The following is a 19329-nucleotide window of genomic DNA, read 5'->3' on the forward strand; positions in this document are numbered from 1 at the left end:
CGACGGACCCAGTAGCGCACTACTGCCATCTGGCCCGATATTGGTGCGCTACTACTTAAGCCCGTACCTCGTCAATGAATTCGGGCGCTGCCACCCAGGGCGATCTCGAGCACGCTGCCGGTGACGACGCCTGGGTCTGTGACGAGATAGAGCAGCCCGCGGCTGACGTCCTCGGGCTCGATCCACGGCTGCGGAATCGGATTCGCCCTCATCATCCGTTGGACCAGTTCGTCGGGAACGTCGTCGCCGCCCTCGGGCTGCACCATCGGCGTGTGCACCGTGGTCGGGCAGATGACGTTGACGGTGATGCCCTCCTTGGCGACCTCCAGGGCCAACGACTTCGCGAGCCCGATGACTGCCCACTTGGTGGCGTTGTAGGCGCCCAACTCCGGGATGCCCATGCGGCCGCCCATCGACGAGGTGACGACGATCCGGCCGAAACGCTGCCGTCGCATCACCGGTATGACGGCACGCAGAGTGTGAAACGCGCCCGTCAGGTTGGTGTCCACCAGCTGGTGCCAAATCTCGTCGGTCACGTCTTCCAGCGGTCCGGTACTCACCACCCCAGCGTTGGCCACCAAAATATCGAGACTTCCCAAGCTGCTTACAGTTTCGTCGACGGCGGCACTGACCGCGGCGGCGTCCCGCACGTCCATCACGATCGGAAGGCAGCGGCCGCCGAGCTCCTCGACCTCCTTGGCCGTGCGCAGCAGATCGTCCTCGGTGCCCAGTGGATACGTCAGGTTCATCGGACGGGGCGCGTCGGCGATGACGACGTTTGCACCTTCGCCAGCCAAGGCCAAGGCATGCGCGCGTCCTTGCCCGCGTGCTCCTCCGGTGATGAACGCGACCCGGCCATCCAGCGCCCCCATGCCGTCAGCGCTCCGGCTCGACGAAGACTGGCTGCTCCCCCGACATTCCGGCCACCACCGCCGCAATCTGATTGGGCTTGCCGATCAACCCGATTTGCAGCTCGGATTCGCGTTTCAGCGCGGCGGCGGCGTCGTCACTGACCCAGGTCTCGTCGTAGAGACGCTTGGCAGCCCGGACGGCATCAGGAGACTTCTGCGCGATCTGCTCTGCCAGCGCCAGCGCCGAAGCGAGCGGATCGTCACTATTTCGCGTGACCAACCCGAGCGCCAACGCCTCGCTCCCAGAAACGATGCGGCCGCTGAATGTCAACTCCTTCGCAACGTCGATGGGCACTAGGCGCGGGAGCGTCTGCGTGATGCCCATGTCGGGAACGAGGCCCCACTTGATCTCCATGATGGACAGCTTTGCGTCCGGCGTTGCGATCCGGATATCGGCACCCAACGCGATCTGTAGACCGCCGCCGAAGCAATTCCCGTGAATCGCGGCGATCACCGGCGCAGGCACCAAAGACCAGTCGTAGGTCACGCGCTGAGCGAAGTTGGCCAGCCGGTCGTCGTCGCGGTCCAACAGCACGCCGGTGCCACCCTCACCGGACATGAAGCTGGCAATGTCCAGGCCCGAGCAGAAGCTCTTCCCCTCCCCGTGCAGCACTACCGCGCGAACCGAGGTGTCGTCTGCCAGTCGCGCTGCAGCATTCATCAAGCCCTCGAACATGGCTTGATCAAGGGCGTTGTGCTTGTCGGCGCGCACCATCGTCACCGTTGCCACGCCGCCAGCACCGATCTGCACCTGAACTCTGTCTTCGCTCACGTTGGGAACTTACCGCGCCGCCAAACTTGGCTGTCGCGACCACCAGCGAAGGGGAATCGAGCCTCGTCGACACATGCCGCTCACGGGCTGAACATCGATCCGAAGTCCGTTCGGAGACCACGGATTTAGGTTGCCGGATACGGAGACAGATGCTCGTGCACGCAGGTCCATTGATTGTCCACACGCACCAAGACGATCGTTTCGCGCTCCAAGACGACGTCCTCGACGCCGTCGAGCGAGCGCGTCGTGCGGACGTCGTGAGTGAATATGGCGGTGCCGTTGGGGTACGACTGCATGCGCTGGTTGGTGGACTTGCAGTCGAGCACCCTGAAGGCAGCATCTCGTTCCCAGCGTGACCACATGTCCTCGTAGTCCTTGCGCGACTCGATGCGATGTGGAGTGTCGTAGAAGAGAAACGTCGCGTCGGGGTGGAAATGGGCAAAGTACCGGGCGGAGTCGCTGGCGGTGAACGCATTCAGAAGTGACTGCGTGAACGCCATGGGGTCGTGCTCAGTGTCGTCGTGACTTCGGTCGACGGAACGAGTGGATTCAGACATGGGCAAGCCAGTCCGATGCTCCGTCGACCGGCTGGCCGTTGATCACGACGAGTGGGACTCCTGGCTCAGGGTATCGATGCAGCGCAGCAAAATTGTTGGCTGCGATGGCGTGAGGGTCGAAGCCGATCGCCAGGCCGGTTCTGATGAGATCTTGAGCTGACTGGGGCGCGCCGACGCCATTGGCCAAGTCGGCCAGCTGATCGTTGCTCAGGTCCGTGGGCCCCTTCTCCTTGGGCTGCTGGTCTGCCGAGTAGATCGCCTGAACGAATCGCCATGTGATGTCACTGGACCGCGCTTGGTCGGCCACCACGTAGGACGCGGCGATCGCGCGGTCGTCGTATGTGCCGCTGGCGGAGTACTTGTCGAGGAAGTCTACGAACCGCAGATTGACGCGGAGGTTCCCGGCTTCGATGCGCTTGCCGATTTCGCCGCCTTTATCCCGCACCATCTTGCCGCTGTACGGGCACAGCGGATCCACGTAGAGCTCGATCTGCCCGAGCGCATCGGGGTCGCCTATCGAGATGGCATCGCCGGCAGGTGCCGCGACCGACGCATGCGCCAGGCCGGCGGTCGGTCCACACATCAGCAGCCCGACCGTCACCGCTAGGACCGCGCCGAGGGCACGTAGCGGCAGGTTCATCGATCTCGCGTTCATGGCTCCATCATGCCGTGCCATCGGAGGACGATGACCAACCTGCACCGGGGCTACGGTGGAATGCATGGCTGGCCCCGACGGCTTTCATCCGGACTTCTCCTCCGATGCCTCGACGAGTGCGCCTCGCAATCGTGTGCGCCACGTCAAGTCATCCGACCTCGATGCGAACACGGCTCAGTCCGATGGGATGCAGCGGTTCGCCGCGCTGAGCGGAGCCACCGTGGGCAGCGAGAAGTTGTGGATGGGAGAGACATTGGCCGCACCGGGAAGCGTTTCGGCCAACCATCACCATGGTGACTCGGAGACCGCGATCTACATCCGCAGCGGGCACCCTGAGTTCGTATTCTTCGACGGAGTAAGCGAGGTCCGCATCCGGACCGGGCCCGGTGACTACATCTTCGTCCCGCCGCATCTGCCGCACAGGGAGGAAAACCCCGACCCGAACACGCCGGCGGAACTGGTGATTGCGCGAAGCAGCCAGGAAGCGATCGTCGTCAACCTACCGGCGTTGTACGCGCTGTAGATCGGGGTTAGGTTGCCGGTGGCACGAAGTCGAACGTCATTCCGAGCAGCCACACCAGCGCCAGGACCACTGGCAGGTGAAAGATGAACTGCAAGAACGTGAATCCGACCAGATCGCGCGCCCTGAGCCCGAGCACCGCCAGCAAGGGCAGCATGAAAAAGGGATTGACCAGGTTCGGCAGTGCTTCGGCCACATTATAGATCTGCACCGTCCAGCCCAGGTTCATCTGGACATCTGTGGCCGATTGCATGACGTATGGGGCCTCGACCAACCACTTTCCGCCGCCGGAAGGGATGAAGATACCGAGCACCACGGTATAGAGCGCGATGACGATGGCGAAGGCCCCGCCGCCGGCGTGCGTGAGCAATGCCGCCAGCTGATCCGAAACAGTCTGGCCACCACTGCCTTTCGCCTTGGTGAGGATCGCCGCCATAGCGGCGTACAGCGGAAACTGGACGAGGATGCCACCTGTGGCCGGTACGGCTTTGGTGACGGCTTGTAGGAATCTGCGTGGCGTCCCGTGCAGCACGAGTCCCAATATGAGGAAGACCAGCAGATAACCGTTGAGGCTGCTGACGACGGACAGCACCGGCTTGCTGAACAATTGGGAAACCAGCCAGCCCAACGTCATCAGGCCCGCTAGCACGGGCAGGATGCGGCTGTACTCGAGCCACTCTCCAGGCCGTGAGCGCGGCGGCACCTCTTCGTGCTGGTCGTCGAGGTCCACGTCCAGATCCTCGGCGGTCACGATGGCCGCGCCCCTCGGTGCGGAGAAGTGAGCGATCACCACAGTCAGCGCGATGAGGATGGCGCACATCAGCAGGGACTGCCACGTGAAGATCGTGGTGCCGAAGTCGAGCACCCCGGTGATCTTCAGTAGCTCCGGAGGCAGCGACTTGGCGGTTGCCTGCAGTTGTGCGGCCGAGGAGGACATGCCGAGCGCCCACACCGCGCCCAGTCCCATGAAGGCCGCGGCGCCGAGGGCGCGATAGTCCACCCGCAGATCGGTCCGACGTGCGATCGCCCGGGCCAGCAGGCCACCGAATATCAGGCTGAGCCCCCAATTCAGGAAGGAGACCGACATGGACAGGAACGCAACGAAACTCACCGCGCTCCTCGCCGTCTGGGGCATGGTGGCGAGGCGATCAATCAGCTTGGCTACTGGCGGAGATGTGGCGACGACGTACCCGGTCAGCACCACCATGGCCATCTGCAGGGTGAAGGCCGTTAGATCCCAGAAGCCGTCGCCAAAGGCATTCACGACCGTCTGTGGAGAGGACCCGTTGGCCAGCGCGGCGACGGTGACGAGGACGACGCCTGCGAGGGCAACGACATACGCGTCCGGAAACCACTTCTCCGTCCAACTGGCCAGCGACTGGGCGACCCGCGCCAGCCCCTTCTCGGAGCGAAACTCTTCGGTGGCGGACGTCATTCGGCCGTTCCTCTCTGCCTGGTGCACCCTGCCTGCTGGGCAAGACATCGGGGTCGGGCGATATGGCATCGCAGGCGTTGGCAGTCACTCAGTATTGCGGCTGTGGAGGCATCGACAATCGAGAACGGCCCGAACTAATTCTGTGCAACGAACGCCTAGGAGAAGGACTCGAGCGCCTCGACCGCCTTGGCGAGGAACGCCTCCTCGCCGAAGGTGTTGACTTTCCAGAACATCGCCTGACTGCCACCGGCGGTCATCGCAGAGATCGCAAGCTCGGTACCGACCGCGAGGACCGCCACGTTCAGACTCAACCGGTTGCCGCCCAACGCGCTGTACCGCTCGTAGGTCCGCACCAACATCCGGGCATCGCCGATTCGTTGATCGGAACGCTCCTCCAGGTTCGCGGTTACGCTGCCGCGGATGACCTGCGCGTCTAGGTGCGCCACCAGCGCGTCGGCATCACCCCGGATCTTGCACTCATGCTGTGCCATGACAGCACCCTAAGCCTCCGCCTCATAGGCGACCGCGGCCCTCGTTGCGCCGACGAACGGCGCCATGAGATCTATAGGTGGTTCGGGCCACGCGGGCGCACCGGGCGGGAAATCAACTACTGAGCCCACGGCGGTCTGCTTCTTGGTCACAGCGTTACCGACGACAGCAGTTCCACTTTGGTTGAGGCAGTTCCTCCTCGTCTCAAACGCGCAGGTCAGGGCTGGTGAGTATCGCGAGGTGTCGCAGCCGATCGGCTGGATCTCAACTGCGTTTCGTTCACAAATCCGTTCCCACACATGCGACGACGTGGCCCGGGGTTCGTCCGACGTATTTGTTTCTACGGGTCGAATACGAGCAGCGGTTTGTTCCCGTGTGCGGGAGCTTCGGCCAAAGAGACGGCTTCGCTGAACTTTTCGACGGGGATGGGCTGGCCTTCGGGCACTCGCAGCGCGCCGCTGTCGACGAGTCGCAGTGTCCGGTCGATCGTTGCGGTCATCCGATCCTTCGGGGTCTCGGTGAACCAGCGGAACAGCCAGAACCCCCGAACCGTCTTGGTTTCGTAGATCAGTGAGCGGGCAAAGATGGGGATGGTGAGTTTGTCGGGCTCGGTCTGGCGGTGCGTGGACAACGCGCCGTAGACGACCATCTCACCGCCCGGTGCCAACGCACGCGATACATCCGCACCTACCTGACCGCTGACGCAGTCGATCGCCTTGGCCACACCGTCGTGGCCGGCAATCTCGGCCAACCGTTCACCCAAGTCCTCGTCCTCCGTGCAGATCACCGCGGTGCCCCCCAACGCCAGGATGTCCTCCACAGCAGAGCGACGGCGCACCACGTTGAGGGTCTTGAAGCCGACGTGCGCCCCGATCTGGATGACCGACTGGCCCACGATCGAACCGGCCGCGGTCTGCAAAAGCCATTCACCGGGTCGAACATCGAGTTCATCACCGGTCAAGATCACGGCGGTGAGCGGATTGCTGAGCAGCTGGGCGGCCGTGGAATCGCTCATGCCAGCAGGAACAGCCAGGACGTGCCCGACATCGGCAACGACATACTCCTGCCACGTACCCCTGACACCGACCGTGATGACGCGTTGCCCGACACTCAGACCGTCTGCGCCGCTGCCTAATTCGTCGATCACACCGACGGATTCGATTCCGGGCACGGTGGGGAACTCCGGCGTGAATCCGTATCTACCGCGGACGGTATGCAGATCGCTGGCCTCGATCGGTGCAGCTGTCACCCGGATCCGGACCTCGCCGGGACCCGGCTCCGGAATCGGACGGTTCTGCAGGTGCAGCACCTCAGCCGGCTCGCCTACCGTGTCGGCGACGATGGACCGCATAGTTCTCATCTTCCTCACGCTCCTTCGGTCGGAACATCCAGATCTCACGACTGTTCGTGTACATAGCGTCGCGTTCGACGGCGACGAGCCGAATCAGCGCCTCCAAGTCCAGCGATAACAGCGTTAAATGCTGCCACCGCGGCAGGGTTGTTGGGTGTAAACGCTTGGCGCGGATCCCCTACACCGTGCGTCATCGATGACCGCTCGGGCGGAGCGGATCCGCCAAATATCTTGCACAGCGCGGCTATCGAGCCGGCTCCGGTCTGGTGACTACGACAGCGTCGCGCCGCTGGTCTTGCTGCGGGTCTCAATGGCCTTGAGACTGGCGGCGAACGCCTTGATCAACGAGCGCCTTCCGACGGTGCCGAGAAATCCCGCGACGATCCGGCCCTTGAAGTTCTTGCCTTGTCGGACCAGCACGGCGTCAATGTCCGTGGTTCCGTCTGGCCGCGGCGTCAACGTATACGTGTGCCCCGAGGCGCGGCCGAACAGGTTGGAGTCCGTCGTCATCAGCTTCACGTGGTGGGGGTCCGTCCAGTCGTAGTGCAGGCGTTCCCACACGCCGCCTGAGCCCTCGGTGACATCGGCGTCGTGGGCGCCCACGCTGTGCACGACGAGGCTCGCATCGGCACTGTTCTGAAACAGCTTCGACCGGCCAGGGCCGAAGTCGGTGAGCCCGGCGATGAACTGCTGGGGTGTTGCAGTGGTCGTCTCGTGAAGGCGGATGGTGGCCATGGGAAGGTTCCTTTCGGTGGATGCTGCTTGACTTATCCGGCCGTCCGGTTGAAGAGCCGCTCGACCGGTGCTTGCGCTGAACATCAGCGCACGGCACTTATCGCGAATTCCGCCGCACCGCTCGTTATCCGGACCCCAATGGGGGTGGGATTGGCAGTCCCAGCCGTAGCATCAGTTGGTGGCGCCAAGATCGAATGCGCTGGGTGAGTATCTCCGCGCGCGACGCGAGCAGTTGCGTCCGGAAGACGTCGGGCTCGTTGCCGGGACCCGGCGCCGGGTGCCGGGGTTGCGGCGCGAGGAAGTTGCCACGTTGGCAGGCGTGAGCCCCGCCTACTACCTACGGTTGGAGCAAGGTCGGGACACGAACCCGTCCCCGCAAATCGTCGAGGCGCTAGCACGAGCATTACGCCTCGACGACAAAGGAATCGACTACTTGTATCGGCTGGCAACAGCAACCGCCAAGCCTCGAGTTCAGTCCACTAACAGCGGCGTGGCTGGGCTGAGCCAACTGATCGACCAAATCCCGCTACCGGCCGTCGTCTTGAACAGGTACGCGGAGGTCCTGGCGTCCAACGGGGTCGCACGTGCGCTGTCACCTGGATTCGTCCCGGGACGAAACTTCCTGCGCTGGCTCCTGTTGGATCCGGCGGCCCGAGAGTCATACGTCGATTGGGACACGGTCACCGCGATAGCGGTGAGCGAGACACGCGAAGTCGCCGGCGGTGACCTATGTGACCTGGAGTTGCGGGCTCTCATCGACGATCTGACGGCAGCAAGTGAACGCTTCCGCCAACTGTGGGCGCGCGCAGATGTCGGCTACCACACCGGCGCCATCGCCATGCGCCACCCGCAGCTGGCCGAGCTCGATCTGTACCGGAGCAGCCTCACGGTGCCTCACTCAGATGCGCTGCACCTCTTGATCTATCACGCCAAACCGGGCAGCAAATCCGCAACCGCATTGGACGAGCTCCGGTCACACTCACTCACAAAACCACAGGGCGGCACCGTCAACTGAGGAACCCTCGCCCGTCTGGCATGAGGAGAAATCGGGTGGCTGACGTATTCGACGTTCCGGAGACGTACACGGTCGAGCGTGACTTCCTCTGGTAGACAGCAGAAGTCGCGGCTGAATCAATCCGTCGGTAGCCATCGATTCTCATCGATTCCGACTTATCATCTACAAAGAAAGGTCTACTTTGGCGCACGACGGTTGTGAGCAGCCGCTCGCACATTGGCGCCACCCTCGATGGAGAGGAATTGACATGCGCACCATCCAGATTGAACAGTTCGGCGATCCTGCGCAGGTGCTCCGCGTCGTCGACATCGAAGAGCCGCCGCCACCGGGTCCGCATGAGGTTCTGGTGAGCGTTGAGGTCTCGCCGTTGAACAAACACGACCTACTGGTTGTCGCCGGCATGCTGGCGCGACCACCCCTGCCCCACATACCAGGCGCAGAGGGGGTCGCCCGCGTGCTTGCCACCGGCGCCGAGGTCGATGGACTTCACGTCGGCGATCTGGTCGTGCTACCCCTGTACGCCGGTGCTTGGCGTGAGCGGCTCGTCGTGCCCGCCGACGGCCTGTTCGCACTCCCCGCCGGCGACAACATCGAGCAGTACTCGATGCTGGGCAGCAACCCCCCGACCGCAGGATTGATGCTCAGTGAATGCACCCCCCTGCAGCCCGGTGACTGGGTGGTTCAGAACGCCGCCAACTCCGGGGTGGGACGGTCATTGATCGCGCTAGCCAAACGTCGCGGACTGAAGACGATCAACCTGGCCCGTGACGACGCAACGTTCGCCGAACTCACAGCAGCCGGGGCCGACGTGGTCCACGTTGACAACCCCGATGCGGTCAGCGATGTTCGAGCAGTGATCGGCGACGCGCGAGTCGCGCTGGCAGTGGAAGCCGTCGGTGGCCCGGGGGTGGCGCGGCTGCTCGAATTGCTTTCCGACGGTGGATGGTTGGTCAGCTATTCCTGGGCCAGGGACGAACCCATGTGGGTCGACACCTCGACACTGGTCGGCAAGCACCTCACCGTCCGCGGATTCTTTGTCGGCGACTTCGACTACCGCGAGAAGGTGCTGCCCGTCGTTCGTGAGGCGGCACCGCTGGTGGCCGACGGCGCCCTCGTTGTCCCCGTGGCGGGCGTGTACCCCCTTGAGCATATCCAGGACGCGGTGCAACATCTCCTCCGTGGCGGCAAGATCCTGCTGAAAGTGGCGGGGCGATGAAGGTGCGCCGACGAACGCGGGGCAAACACAGATCGGTCCCGAAGCAACAGCCGCGCCGTGACACCGACGTGACACCGGGCCGAGGCTGGTCGAGGTCTCACGGTCCGAGGCGACGGAGCAACTCGATGATTAAGCGATTCCGGTAGAACGCGCGTCTTGACGCCTTCGGTCCAGCCCGCGAGAAGCCGCTTCTCAGGTACCTCGACGGCCGTCCGGAGGCCGAATGCTCTGTTCGAAGGTGAAGACGTTGCCCGGGTCGTACTTCCCCTTGATCGTGCGCAGCCGCCCGACATTCGTTCCCCAATAGGCGGTTTCCCAGTCCGCCAGGCCCGCGTGAGGCACGTTGACGTAGGCGCCGTTCGCGTACGGAGCCAACGCCTCGCTGAACTCGGCGATCCAGGCCAGACACTTTGGAGTCAGCGGATCAGCCGCGCTCCCTGACCCAGTCGGGCGCTCGCCACGATGAGGGCCCCAGCCGGCACCCGGCTCGGCGTAGAACAGCGCATTGCGGTGGGCGAACGCCGATCCGCCGGAAGGCTCACTGTCTGTGACCGCTCCGCCGAATGCGTTGGTGAAGTAGTTGCAGCCCGGCGCCGGGGCCCGCGACATGAACGAGCACACGATGCCGATCGCGGCGGTGGGAAATGGATCAGAGATGAACTGCGAGGTGAACTTCCAGTTCTCCGGCTCTTCATGTGTGGGTATCTGAAACCCGGCGTAGTTGTCGGCCCAGTCGGCGTTCTTCACCAAGACTTCGGGGGTTCCGACCGACAGGATCGGCGCGAGCAGTTTCATCGCCTCGGCCTCCGATCCGGACGCGAGTGCACCGACCAACTGCACCTCGTCGCGGCGGATCTCGAGTTGGCTGGTGAGTCGGTCGTCGACATGGGGTGCCGAACGCTGCCACGCCTCGAACACTGAGGGCAGGTCACCAAGGCCGGGCCAGGTTGCGGTCAGGTAGATGGTCTGTGTCAGCGGGTGAACCCGGTAGGTCAATGCGGTGACGATCCCGAAGTTGCCGTTACCGGCCCCGCGTAACGCCCAGAGCAGGTCCGCGTTGTCGTACTCGTCGGCGACGATCGCCTCGGCGCCGTCGGCCCCTGAGGCGACGACCACCTCTGCCGAGATCAGATTGTCCGACGCCATCCCGAAGGCGCGGGTAAGCAGTCCGAATCCGCCGCCGAGAGTCGCTCCGACGAGCCCTACGGTTCCCTCGGTGCCCGTCGGTGCGGCCAATCCGGCCCTGCCGAGCGCGGTTACGGCCTCCAACTGATTGAGTCCGGCGCCCACGGTCGCGGTGTTGGAGGCCGGCTCAATCGTCACCGACTTCATCTCGCTGACGTCGATCACGATGCCGTCATCGACACTGGACCAACCCTCGAGACAGTGGCCGCCGCTGCGCACGCGAAGCGGGACACCGTTCTGTCGCGCCCAGGCCAACGCGTTGACCACGTCCCGGGTCTCTTGGGCGAATACGATCACCGCTGGGTCGTGGGTGAACAGCAGGTTCCAGGAGGCGCTTGCCGCCGGGTAGTCACTGCCGCCCGGACGGACGATTCGTCCCGTCAGCTCGGTCAGGCCGGGACTGGTGGAAGTCATTCGGTCGCCGCAAGCGTTGGGGCGACCGGGGTTTCGTCCCCTGGTTCGGCGTCAAGGACCTCGCGGTGGAAGATCATCATGTAGGCGAAGTACACGCCGCCGGCCAGGATCAGGCCGAGGACGACCAGCGTCGGGATGGTGGCATCGCCAGGCGTGACGAGGAAGACCAGTGCGGCGCCCACCCAGATGAGCGCGGCGATCGCGACCGGAATCTCGAAACGGCCCAGACTGAACCCGCCCTCCTTGTGCTCCAACCGTTTCCGCACCACGAGGTAGAGGATCACGATGGCTCCGTAGATCAGTGCAGGCAGGATCGTGCCCCCGAGGATGAGCTGCAGCAGTGCCTGGCCGGGCAGCGCGACCATCAAGACGACACCGATGGCCACGATCAGGATGGTCGCCGGAACCGGCGTCTGCGTCTTGGGGTTGACCCTCCTCATCAGCGCGTGCGCAGGAAAGCGTCGATCGCGGGCCATCGCGAACACCTGCCGTGCACAGGCGGCCATCACCACCATCCCGGCACCAAACATCGCAAACACCAGACCCGCCAGCAGGATTCGCTCGGCTATCGGTCCGAGCTGACCGCGGATGATCGCGGCCACCGGTGACTCGCTGGCGCTCACTGCCGGGATGTCCTTGATGGCCACGGTGAGTGCGATCAGAAACGCCAACCCCAACACTGCGGCCGCGACGACCGAGGACACGATCGCACGTGGGACGGTGCGAAACGGATCCTTGGCCTCCTCAGCGAGGTTCGCCGCGGAGTCGAAGCCGATGAGCGTGAGCAAGCCCATGAGCATCCCTGCCATCAACCCGCCGCCGAGGCCGAAGTAGTCGGGCGCATTGGCGGTGATACCACGGGAGGTGAGGTTCTCGATGTGGCCGCTACCGGTGAACAGCATGACACCCACCAGGGCGATCACCAGCACCACGACGATGGTCAACTCGAGTCCCACTGCGGCAGAACTGATCAGGCCGAGCAGTCGGGTCGAGGCAATCACCAGCACGGCCTGAATGACCAAGATCGCCAGCGTGATCATTCGCGCGGTGTCTTCACTTTCCGCCATACCGGCCAACGGCATGAACGCCTGACTGGCCAGTGCGTTGTCCATCGCCACCACGCCCGTGGCCAGGTACCAGAAGGTCAGCCACCCGAACAGCCAGCCGATCTTCGGGTTGGCCAGGCGGGATGCCCACTGGTAGGAGGACCCGCTCAGCGCGATGCGCGCCGCGAACTGAGCCACCACGAGGGCTACCAGCGTCTGCCCGACTGAGGCGATGACCCACAGCCAGATTCCGACCGGTCCCGCGGTCCCGAGCAGGTCGTCATACGACGCGAAGATGCCAACCGCCACCGAGATGAACGCAAACGAGATCGCGAACACCTGGAACTGGCCGAGAGTTCGCTTCAGTTCCGGACTGGAATCGTCGTCCGCTGTGGCGGGGACCGCCACATTCTCAATCGTCATCGACTTGTCCGATCGTCTGTGGTGGCTAGTGCAGGAATAGTAGATGAGGGAAGGCAGCAACAATTTACTATTGCGTTAAATTAGTTGCGGTGAATAATTGAACACCTGGTGCGAATGCCCTTGCCATTCGCTGACGAGTGGGCACCGGGCCTCATGAGGAAATTCGTAATGGGGTCTTCGGCAAACGCAGCGCATCATGATGGGCGCTGACAGCCAACCGCTGAGCCTGCCGTAATGGGTTGCGCCCCAACGTTCCGAGCTAGCTGAGCTCGATCTGGATCGTGACTTCCCCTGTTGGACAGTAGAAGTCCGAATAATCGGAGACCACGCGGAGGAGCGCGGAACTCTGCCTCGTTCCAGGTCGACTACCCGCCGAGATGAACGTTGAAGAACTGTAGTGCGGCCTCGCCGATTGCACGGTGTTCGGCCGCGCGGTCCACTCCGGGTGCGTCGATGCAGGCCTCGGGGAACTCGTCGCGACCGTCCTGGTTGCATTCGTTGACGAAGATCTCGTGATCGACGTTGCCGGGGAGCACGTCGAGCACGGCGCCGGGAATGTTGTTGGCCGCGAATTCGGCGTTCTGAGCGGGTGGGGTTTGGGTGTCGCGTGCGCCGACGGTGATGTAGGTGGGCACGGTTAGCTGTCGAAGTCCCGTTTCATCCATGCCGAAGGACTTGATGATCCCGGGCGCCATGGCAAAGACCGCCTTGATCCGCCCGTCAGCGACGTCGTCTGCCGGCCCGGCGTCGAGCGGGAGTTGGTTGCGCAGGTAGGCGGGCAGGGTGGGGTTATTCTTCCAGCCGCGTTGGAAGGCCACATACAGGTCGGGATTGACCCGGGCACCCCCGAGCCACAACGCGGTGAATCCGCCTTGGGAGTGCCCGGCCACCCCGATGCGGGCCGGGTCGATCAGTGGACCCCACCGCGGGTCGGCCAGCAGGACGTTGGCGGACAGGGTGATGTCGCGAGGGCGTTGCCACAACTTGTTGGCGAGATACATGATGGAGGACTCGTAGGTATTGGCGTGGTAGTGGTCCAGCGCCGCCACGATGTAGCCGTGGCTGGCGAGGGTCTGCGCGAACCACGCGTACTGCAGGCCGTTGCTCCCGCGGCCGTGGGAGAACAGGATCAAGGGATGTCGTCGCCCGTTCGTCAGTGGCGCGAGGTCGTTGAAGACATTGAGATCGGTGGCGAACGGCAAGCTCAGGAGTGTCGCATCAGGCGCCGGAGGTTGTGCCGGATAGAAGACGTTCATCGATAGGTGGCGTTGGCCCTCGTCCGGGGTTTGATCGACGAACTCCATCTGCGCCACGCCGACGCTGAACAGGGGCAGCCCGGGCTCCGAGGGCGACTGTGGCGCGGGTGGGTGCGTCGTGCATCCGGCGACGAGGACCGCGGCGCTGAGACAAGCGATGATGCGACGCAAGCTGATCCGCCCTTCGAGTCGACAGGACCGGGCCGGCCCGTCACTACGCCCGCACGGATTAACGCGGAACCGGCGGGACGCAGCCCCAGCATGCACCTCACGGCGCCCTGGCGCGCCGCTCGGAAGGCCAGCGGCGGCCGCCGGATCCAAGCACGCCTCGGCGTCAGCGGAGCCCGCGTGGCGCGGGCGCTCCTAACCGGCCAACCTGCCGCCCCATATTGCCGGCGCCTGGCGTGGCTGCTGGGGCACAATTACTTTGTGCCCCAACTCGACGGACCTCGGCGACGAGGCGCGCTACGGCATACTTCCAACAACTCCCGCCACTAATACCCCACGGCGTGATGTGGGGCGACGGACGGTCTACGTCATCGACGCCGTTGGTCCGCGTCCATGCCGCAACCCGACGACTACTCGAACAAGTTCGCGGCTGCTGAGCAAACGAACTTGCTTGGGACTGATTCCTAGGGATCGGCCATCGTAGGATTCGATCGCCAGGCATCCGTTCTGGCGGCCCACCGAGCAGATAGTCCAATGGCAACCCCTCAGCGATTGTCCGACCGCTACGAACTCGGAGAGATCCTTGGTTTTGGCGGCATGTCGGAGGTTCATCTCGGCCGTGACGTGCGGCTGCACCGCGACGTCGCGGTCAAGGTGCTGCGCGCGGACCTCGCTCGTGACCCAAGCTTCTACCTTCGGTTTCGTCGAGAGGCACAGAACGCAGCCGCGCTGAACCATCCCGCGATCGTGGCGGTACATGACAGCGGCGAGGCCGAGACTCCCGACGGTCGGGTGCCGTACATCGTCATGGAGTACGTCGACGGCGTCACGCTGCGCGACATCGTGGACGACAGCGGCCCCATCGAACCGCAGCGGGCCATCGAGATCGTCGCCGACGCCTGCCAGGCCCTGAACTACAGCCATCAGCACCGAATCATTCACCGCGACGTCAAACCCGCCAACATCATGATCAACACCGCCGGCGCGGTGAAGGTCATGGACTTCGGCATCGCCCGCGCGCTGCACGACGACGGCGTCAAGCTCACCCAAACGTCAGCCGTCATTGGCACCGCTCAGTACCTATCACCGGAACAGGCCAACGGGGACCCGGTCGATGCCCGCTCCGACGTCTACTCGTTGGGTTGCGTCCTCTACGAACTCCTCACCGGGGAACCGCCTTTCGTCGGCGAGTCACCAGTGTCGTTGGCCTACCAACATGTCCGAAAAGTCCCAATGCCACCATCGCGACGGAACGCTGATCTGTCGCCCGAACTGGACGCCGTGGTACTCAAGGCGCTTGCGAAGAACCCCGACAACCGGTACCAGAGCGCCGCCGAAATGCGCACCGACCTGATACGGGTTCGCGTAGGTGAAGCACCGGATGCGCCAAAGGTATTCACCGACGCCGACCGCACCAATGTATTGTCGTCGTCACTCATTCACCGCACGGTCGGCCGCATTGACGGTGGGCCCACAAGGCGTTGGCTGATGGCGGCAGCGTTACTGGCCGTGCTGGCGGTCGCTGTTACCGTCGCAGTCAACGTGGCGATCGGCAATCGCCAACGCGTGCCAAACGTGCGCGGCCAAGCGCAGGCGGATGCCCAGGTGTCGCTGCAGAACCTCGGCTTCAAGACGGTCATCAATGCGGAGCCGAATTCGACGGTGCGACGCGGTCTCGTCATCAGTACTGATCCCGACGCCGACACAACGGCCCGTTTGGACGACACCGTGACGATCAACGTGTCGAGCGGTTCCGAACAGCGCAAGGTCCCCGATGTCTCCAATCTGAGTCCATCGGACGCAACGGAGAGACTCAAGGCAGCCGGATTCCGCGAGGTCGACCAGACCGAAGTGGCTTCCCCCACCATGCCCAAAGGGGTGGTGATCGGCACCAGTCCCCCGGCAGACACTTCGTCGACGGTCACGGACAGGATCACCATCGCGGTCAGCTCAGGTCCAGGGACACGCCTTGTGCCCGACGTGATCACGCAGACAGTCGATTTGGCCAAAACAAACCTCACCATTGTGGGCTTCACGACGATTCTCACCGCGCCGATGGACAGCACCCTGCCCACCGGTCAGGTGGCCGCCACCGACCCACCGGCCGGGACCGACCTCCCCATCGACGGTGCAATCACTCTGAAGGTGTCCACCGGCAACCAGTTTTCGATGCCCGACCTCAGCGGATTCTTCTACACCGATCTTGAGCCGCTACTGCGCCAGAACTACGGCTTCACCGGGCAAATCCTGAAAGGCGCCGACATCCAAGCCGGCGATCAGAACCGCAACAAAGTCGTCCACCAAACCCCGGCGCCCAACACCGGCGTGAACCGCGACGGCACAGTCACAGTTAGCTACGGATCGTAGGCTCTGTTACAACCCTTCACTTCGTCGCCCAAGACTCGGGTCCTGCCCCTCCGCCCTCATGATCGCGACGTGGCGTCGATGCACACTTGCCGCACTGCGAGTTTTTGTCGGGAGGTGTGCGGCGGGCGTTACCGTCAGATGCTGGCGATTTTGTTGCTGCACAGACCTTTCGGGGCGATTGCGCTGGAGGCCGTCAGTGCCAAAGTACCTTCACGACTACGGGGGTCGACAGGGCGACGGCGCAGCCCATTGTCTTGTGACCTGGTGTCGCGGCATCTCCAGCGCGTCCTACATTGAGGTGGCGGAGCTCCTGGATCGCTCCATAAACGTCGAATCGACCAGGCTGATCGTGAAAAACAGCCTCTAACGTAGGGCGGGTGGGGCTCGAACCCACGACCAACGGATTCGAATTTTGGCGTTCTCAACACATGTCCGAATGATCGTGAATCATTCTGCTATACAACTGAATTCGCGTCTCAGCGGTACCTAGTCGCTACGGTGGATTCTCATCGATTCCGGCTCATCTTCGATGAATAAAAGATGACTCGAGACCATGATCGAACCCACTAAGGCTGAAACCAAAGTGGCGTTAGTGATGTAGGGAAGCCCAAACGTCATGTGTGGCACGGATGGCGGCCATAGCGACGTATCAGAACAGCTTCGATCAAGGGCTTCGTCATCCGCCCGCGAGCGAGTTTCGGGCTCAACACGATCAACGCACTGGTCGACCGGCCCGATGGCAGAAGCCCGTTGGCCAAGTGATGTCTCGGGAAGTTGTCTCTGCATGTGTTACGGGCAGCCCTTATGGTGGGGTCGTGCTCACCAGAATCCTGATCGGCGTTGTCACCGCCTGCGCAGCCGTCGTCGGCGTGCCTGGCTTCGCGGCTGCCGATCCGGAGCCGGCGCCTGGGTCCCCGCCGATCATGAGTTTCGCCTCGGTCAATCCGTTGGAGTACACCGTCCTGGACGGCACGACATACGCGTTCAGCGTGAACGGCGACATCGACTGCATCATTAGCCGCAACAGCGCGAGGTACGGCTGCAGCGGCAACCTCCCTGCCGCACCGGGCAACATCGTCACAGGCTCTCAGACTGGTCAGGTGGGGTTCGCGACCAACGATGCACCGATCGTGCGCGGGGTCGACGTATTCAAGCCATTGCCACCGGATTCGAAGATCGCCTTCAAGAACGTCACCTGTGGATACGACGGAACGACGATGGCGTGCACGAACACCTTCGATCAATCGGGATTTGTGCTTAGCCCGGCGGGGAGCTTCGTCATCAATGACACCAACCCGCAGTTCGATCGGCCGCTGGGGCCGAACACGCACGTCGGCATCGGCTAGAACCCCGAGCCATGCACCCCGCGGCCGGGCCTCTCGGCGGCGAGGCCGCGGTATAGACGTCCTGCCGTTCTACCTGAGACCGAGGCCGAGTGGCAGGCGCAACTCGCCCGGCAGACCCGCATACGTGCTCAGTCCGGGAAGCGCTGGACGTTGTCCGGCATAGCGATGCACAGGAAGTAGTCGCGGCTCTGTCACCTCTACCGCGCCGCGCGCAAACACCTTTGCAGGCCGGTCACCTGCGAGCCGCTGGGCAGATGCTGCCGCCAATCTGACCGCAACCCAACCGATATCGAAGATGGCAATTCCCCTCTCAGAGGGACCAAATAGGCGAGTGTGAATTCCTCAGCCCCGCGGGGCCCACGAAGGAGTAGCGAATGCGACGCAGGCGAAATGCTCTTCTCGGCACGGTAGGCGTGACCATGACGCTGATCGCCGGGTCCACCGGCGTCGCTAACGCGTCCCCGGATCCCAAGGACATGACAATGGTCAACGTCGTCAAGGTCAAGGGCAACCCCTGGTTCGATCGGATGGCCGTGGGCGACCAGAACTTTGCGAAACGCACCGGCGTCCACACGACTCAGGAGGGCGGAGACGACACCAGCCCGCAGAAGCAGGTTCAGCTCGTCGCGGACCTGATCCCGCGTCACCCGACTGCCATCACCGTGGTGCCCAATTCGCCTGATGCGCTGGAGGACGTCCTCGGCCAAGCCCGCGCCCAGGGCATCAAAGTCGTCTCACACGAGGCCAACGGAATTCAGAACGTCGACGTCGACATCGAGGCGTTCGACAACGCCGACTTCGGAAGGCGGATCATCCAGAGCCTCGCCCAGTGCATGGGCGGCCAGGGCGGCTACGTCCAGTTCGTCGGCAGCTTGACCGCGCAGACGCACATGCAATGGGTGGACGCCGCACATGACATGCAGGTCGCCGAGTTTCCCGGCATGACCCGCGTCGAAGGCCCGATCGAGACCGCCGACGACGAGCAGACCGCGTACGAGAAGGCCAAGGAGGTTCTCGCGAACTACCCTGACCTCAAGGGTTTCCAGGGCGCGGCCAGCACCGATCTACCGGGCATCGCACGTGCCGTGCGAGAGGCGGGCTTGCAGAACCAGACATGCGTGATGGGCACGGCGGTTCCCTCCGTGGCATCCAAGTACCTCGCCGATGGTTCGATCGACAAGATCTTCTTCTGGGATCCGGCGATGGCCGGGGAAGCACAGCTGCAGATCGCGTTGATGCTCGCGCAGGGGAAGACGATCGAGGCAGGCACCGATCTGAACGTCCCTGGCTACGACTCGCTGACCAAACTCCACGGCTACGACAATGTCTTCGTCGGGAACGCCGCGCAGGAAGCGGATGTCGACCGTCGCGTAATTCCCCCGGGGTGTCCGTCACGTAATTCCGCCACCCGGTGGGCCTCGGTGTAGGTCTACCGGGTGGGTTTGGTGTTGTCTACTGGCGCGCTAGC

17 protein-coding genes are annotated in these 19329 nt (G+C 63.6%); 6 read left to right on the top strand and 11 right to left on the bottom strand.

Annotation, left to right across the window (positions count from 1 at the left end):
* Positions 1–71 precede the first annotated feature (71 nt).
* The 4 genes from SLQ30_RS11925 to SLQ30_RS11940 all read right to left on the bottom strand — a co-directional run bounded on the left by SLQ30_RS11925 (position 72) and on the right by SLQ30_RS11940 (position 2880).
* Positions 72–872 carry a mycofactocin-coupled SDR family oxidoreductase gene (locus tag SLQ30_RS11925; RefSeq protein WP_319446468.1) on the bottom strand — a complete coding sequence of 267 codons (801 nt, stop codon included), beginning with the start codon at positions 870–872 and terminating at the stop codon, positions 72–74.
* 4 nt (positions 873–876) lie between these two features.
* Positions 877–1683: a crotonase/enoyl-CoA hydratase family protein gene (locus SLQ30_RS11930; protein WP_319446469.1), complete on the bottom strand. Its 807-nt coding sequence runs from the start codon at positions 1681–1683 to the stop codon at positions 877–879.
* A gap of 125 nt (positions 1684–1808) precedes the next feature.
* Complete coding sequence (locus tag SLQ30_RS11935; RefSeq protein ID WP_319446470.1) at positions 1809–2240, bottom strand: nuclear transport factor 2 family protein; 432 nt, start codon at positions 2238–2240, stop codon at positions 1809–1811.
* Positions 2233–2880, bottom strand: coding sequence for a DsbA family protein (locus SLQ30_RS11940; protein ID WP_319446521.1), 648 nt, complete (start codon positions 2878–2880; stop codon positions 2233–2235). Before SLQ30_RS11940 ends, SLQ30_RS11935 begins: the two co-directional genes overlap by 8 nt.
* Before the next feature lie 79 nt (positions 2881–2959).
* Between SLQ30_RS11940 and SLQ30_RS11945 the strand changes: the two genes are divergently transcribed.
* Complete coding sequence (locus SLQ30_RS11945; RefSeq protein WP_319446471.1) at positions 2960–3418, top strand: cupin domain-containing protein; 459 nt, start codon at positions 2960–2962, stop codon at positions 3416–3418.
* A 7-nt stretch (positions 3419–3425) separates the two neighbouring features.
* Here the strand turns inward: SLQ30_RS11945 and SLQ30_RS11950 are convergent, their stop codons facing one another.
* The 4 genes from SLQ30_RS11950 to SLQ30_RS11965 form a co-directional block, all read right to left on the bottom strand.
* On the bottom strand, positions 3426–4850 hold the full coding sequence (locus tag SLQ30_RS11950; RefSeq protein ID WP_319446472.1) for a short-chain fatty acid transporter: 1425 nt from the start codon (positions 4848–4850) through the stop codon (positions 3426–3428).
* Between the two features lie 155 nt (positions 4851–5005).
* Positions 5006–5341 carry a DUF6054 family protein gene (locus SLQ30_RS11955; protein ID WP_319446473.1) on the bottom strand — a complete coding sequence of 112 codons (336 nt, stop codon included), beginning with the start codon at positions 5339–5341 and terminating at the stop codon, positions 5006–5008.
* 338 nt (positions 5342–5679) lie between these two features.
* Positions 5680–6699, bottom strand: a complete 1020-nt coding sequence (locus tag SLQ30_RS11960; RefSeq protein ID WP_319446474.1) for a zinc-dependent alcohol dehydrogenase family protein — start codon at positions 6697–6699, stop codon at positions 5680–5682.
* Between the two features lie 261 nt (positions 6700–6960).
* Positions 6961–7425 carry a hypothetical protein gene (locus tag SLQ30_RS11965; protein WP_319446475.1) on the bottom strand — a complete coding sequence of 155 codons (465 nt, stop codon included), beginning with the start codon at positions 7423–7425 and terminating at the stop codon, positions 6961–6963.
* Positions 7426–7603: 178 nt separating this feature from the next.
* On the opposite strand from SLQ30_RS11965, the gene SLQ30_RS11970 reads away from it, so the two are divergent.
* Positions 7604–8440: a helix-turn-helix transcriptional regulator gene (locus SLQ30_RS11970; protein WP_319446476.1), complete on the top strand. Its 837-nt coding sequence runs from the start codon at positions 7604–7606 to the stop codon at positions 8438–8440.
* A gap of 247 nt (positions 8441–8687) precedes the next feature.
* Positions 8688–9656: a zinc-dependent alcohol dehydrogenase family protein gene (locus SLQ30_RS11975; RefSeq protein WP_319446477.1), complete on the top strand. Its 969-nt coding sequence runs from the start codon at positions 8688–8690 to the stop codon at positions 9654–9656.
* A gap of 192 nt (positions 9657–9848) precedes the next feature.
* On the opposite strand, the gene SLQ30_RS11980 is transcribed toward SLQ30_RS11975, so the two are convergent.
* From SLQ30_RS11980 to SLQ30_RS11990, 3 genes are all read right to left on the bottom strand, one after another.
* Entirely contained in the window at positions 9849–11255 is a 1407-nt protein-coding gene (locus SLQ30_RS11980) for an FAD-binding oxidoreductase (RefSeq protein WP_319446478.1), read from the bottom strand.
* Positions 11252–12724: an APC family permease gene (locus SLQ30_RS11985; RefSeq protein WP_319446479.1), complete on the bottom strand. Its 1473-nt coding sequence runs from the start codon at positions 12722–12724 to the stop codon at positions 11252–11254. Before SLQ30_RS11985 ends, SLQ30_RS11980 begins: the two co-directional genes overlap by 4 nt.
* 365 nt (positions 12725–13089) lie before the next feature.
* Entirely contained in the window at positions 13090–14151 is a 1062-nt protein-coding gene (locus SLQ30_RS11990) for a lipoprotein signal peptide (RefSeq protein WP_319446480.1), read from the bottom strand.
* A 531-nt stretch (positions 14152–14682) separates the two neighbouring features.
* On the opposite strand from SLQ30_RS11990, the gene pknB reads away from it, so the two are divergent.
* The 3 genes from pknB to SLQ30_RS12005 all read left to right on the top strand — a co-directional run bounded on the left by pknB (position 14683) and on the right by SLQ30_RS12005 (position 19288).
* The gene (gene pknB, locus SLQ30_RS11995; protein ID WP_319446481.1) at positions 14683–16515 is read left to right on the top strand and encodes a Stk1 family PASTA domain-containing Ser/Thr kinase; all 1833 of its coding nucleotides are present in this window, start codon (positions 14683–14685) and stop codon (positions 16513–16515) included.
* 815 nt (positions 16516–17330) lie between these two features.
* Positions 17331–17861, top strand: a complete 531-nt coding sequence (locus SLQ30_RS12000; protein ID WP_319446482.1) for a hypothetical protein — start codon at positions 17331–17333, stop codon at positions 17859–17861.
* Between the two features lie 419 nt (positions 17862–18280).
* Positions 18281–19288, top strand: a complete 1008-nt coding sequence (locus tag SLQ30_RS12005; protein ID WP_319446483.1) for an autoinducer 2 ABC transporter substrate-binding protein — start codon at positions 18281–18283, stop codon at positions 19286–19288.
* The last annotated feature ends 41 nt before the right edge of the window (positions 19289–19329 follow it).

The organism is Mycobacterium sp. RTGN4 (assembly GCF_033804635.1).
Taxonomy (GTDB): Bacteria; Actinomycetota; Actinomycetes; order Mycobacteriales; family Mycobacteriaceae; genus Mycobacterium.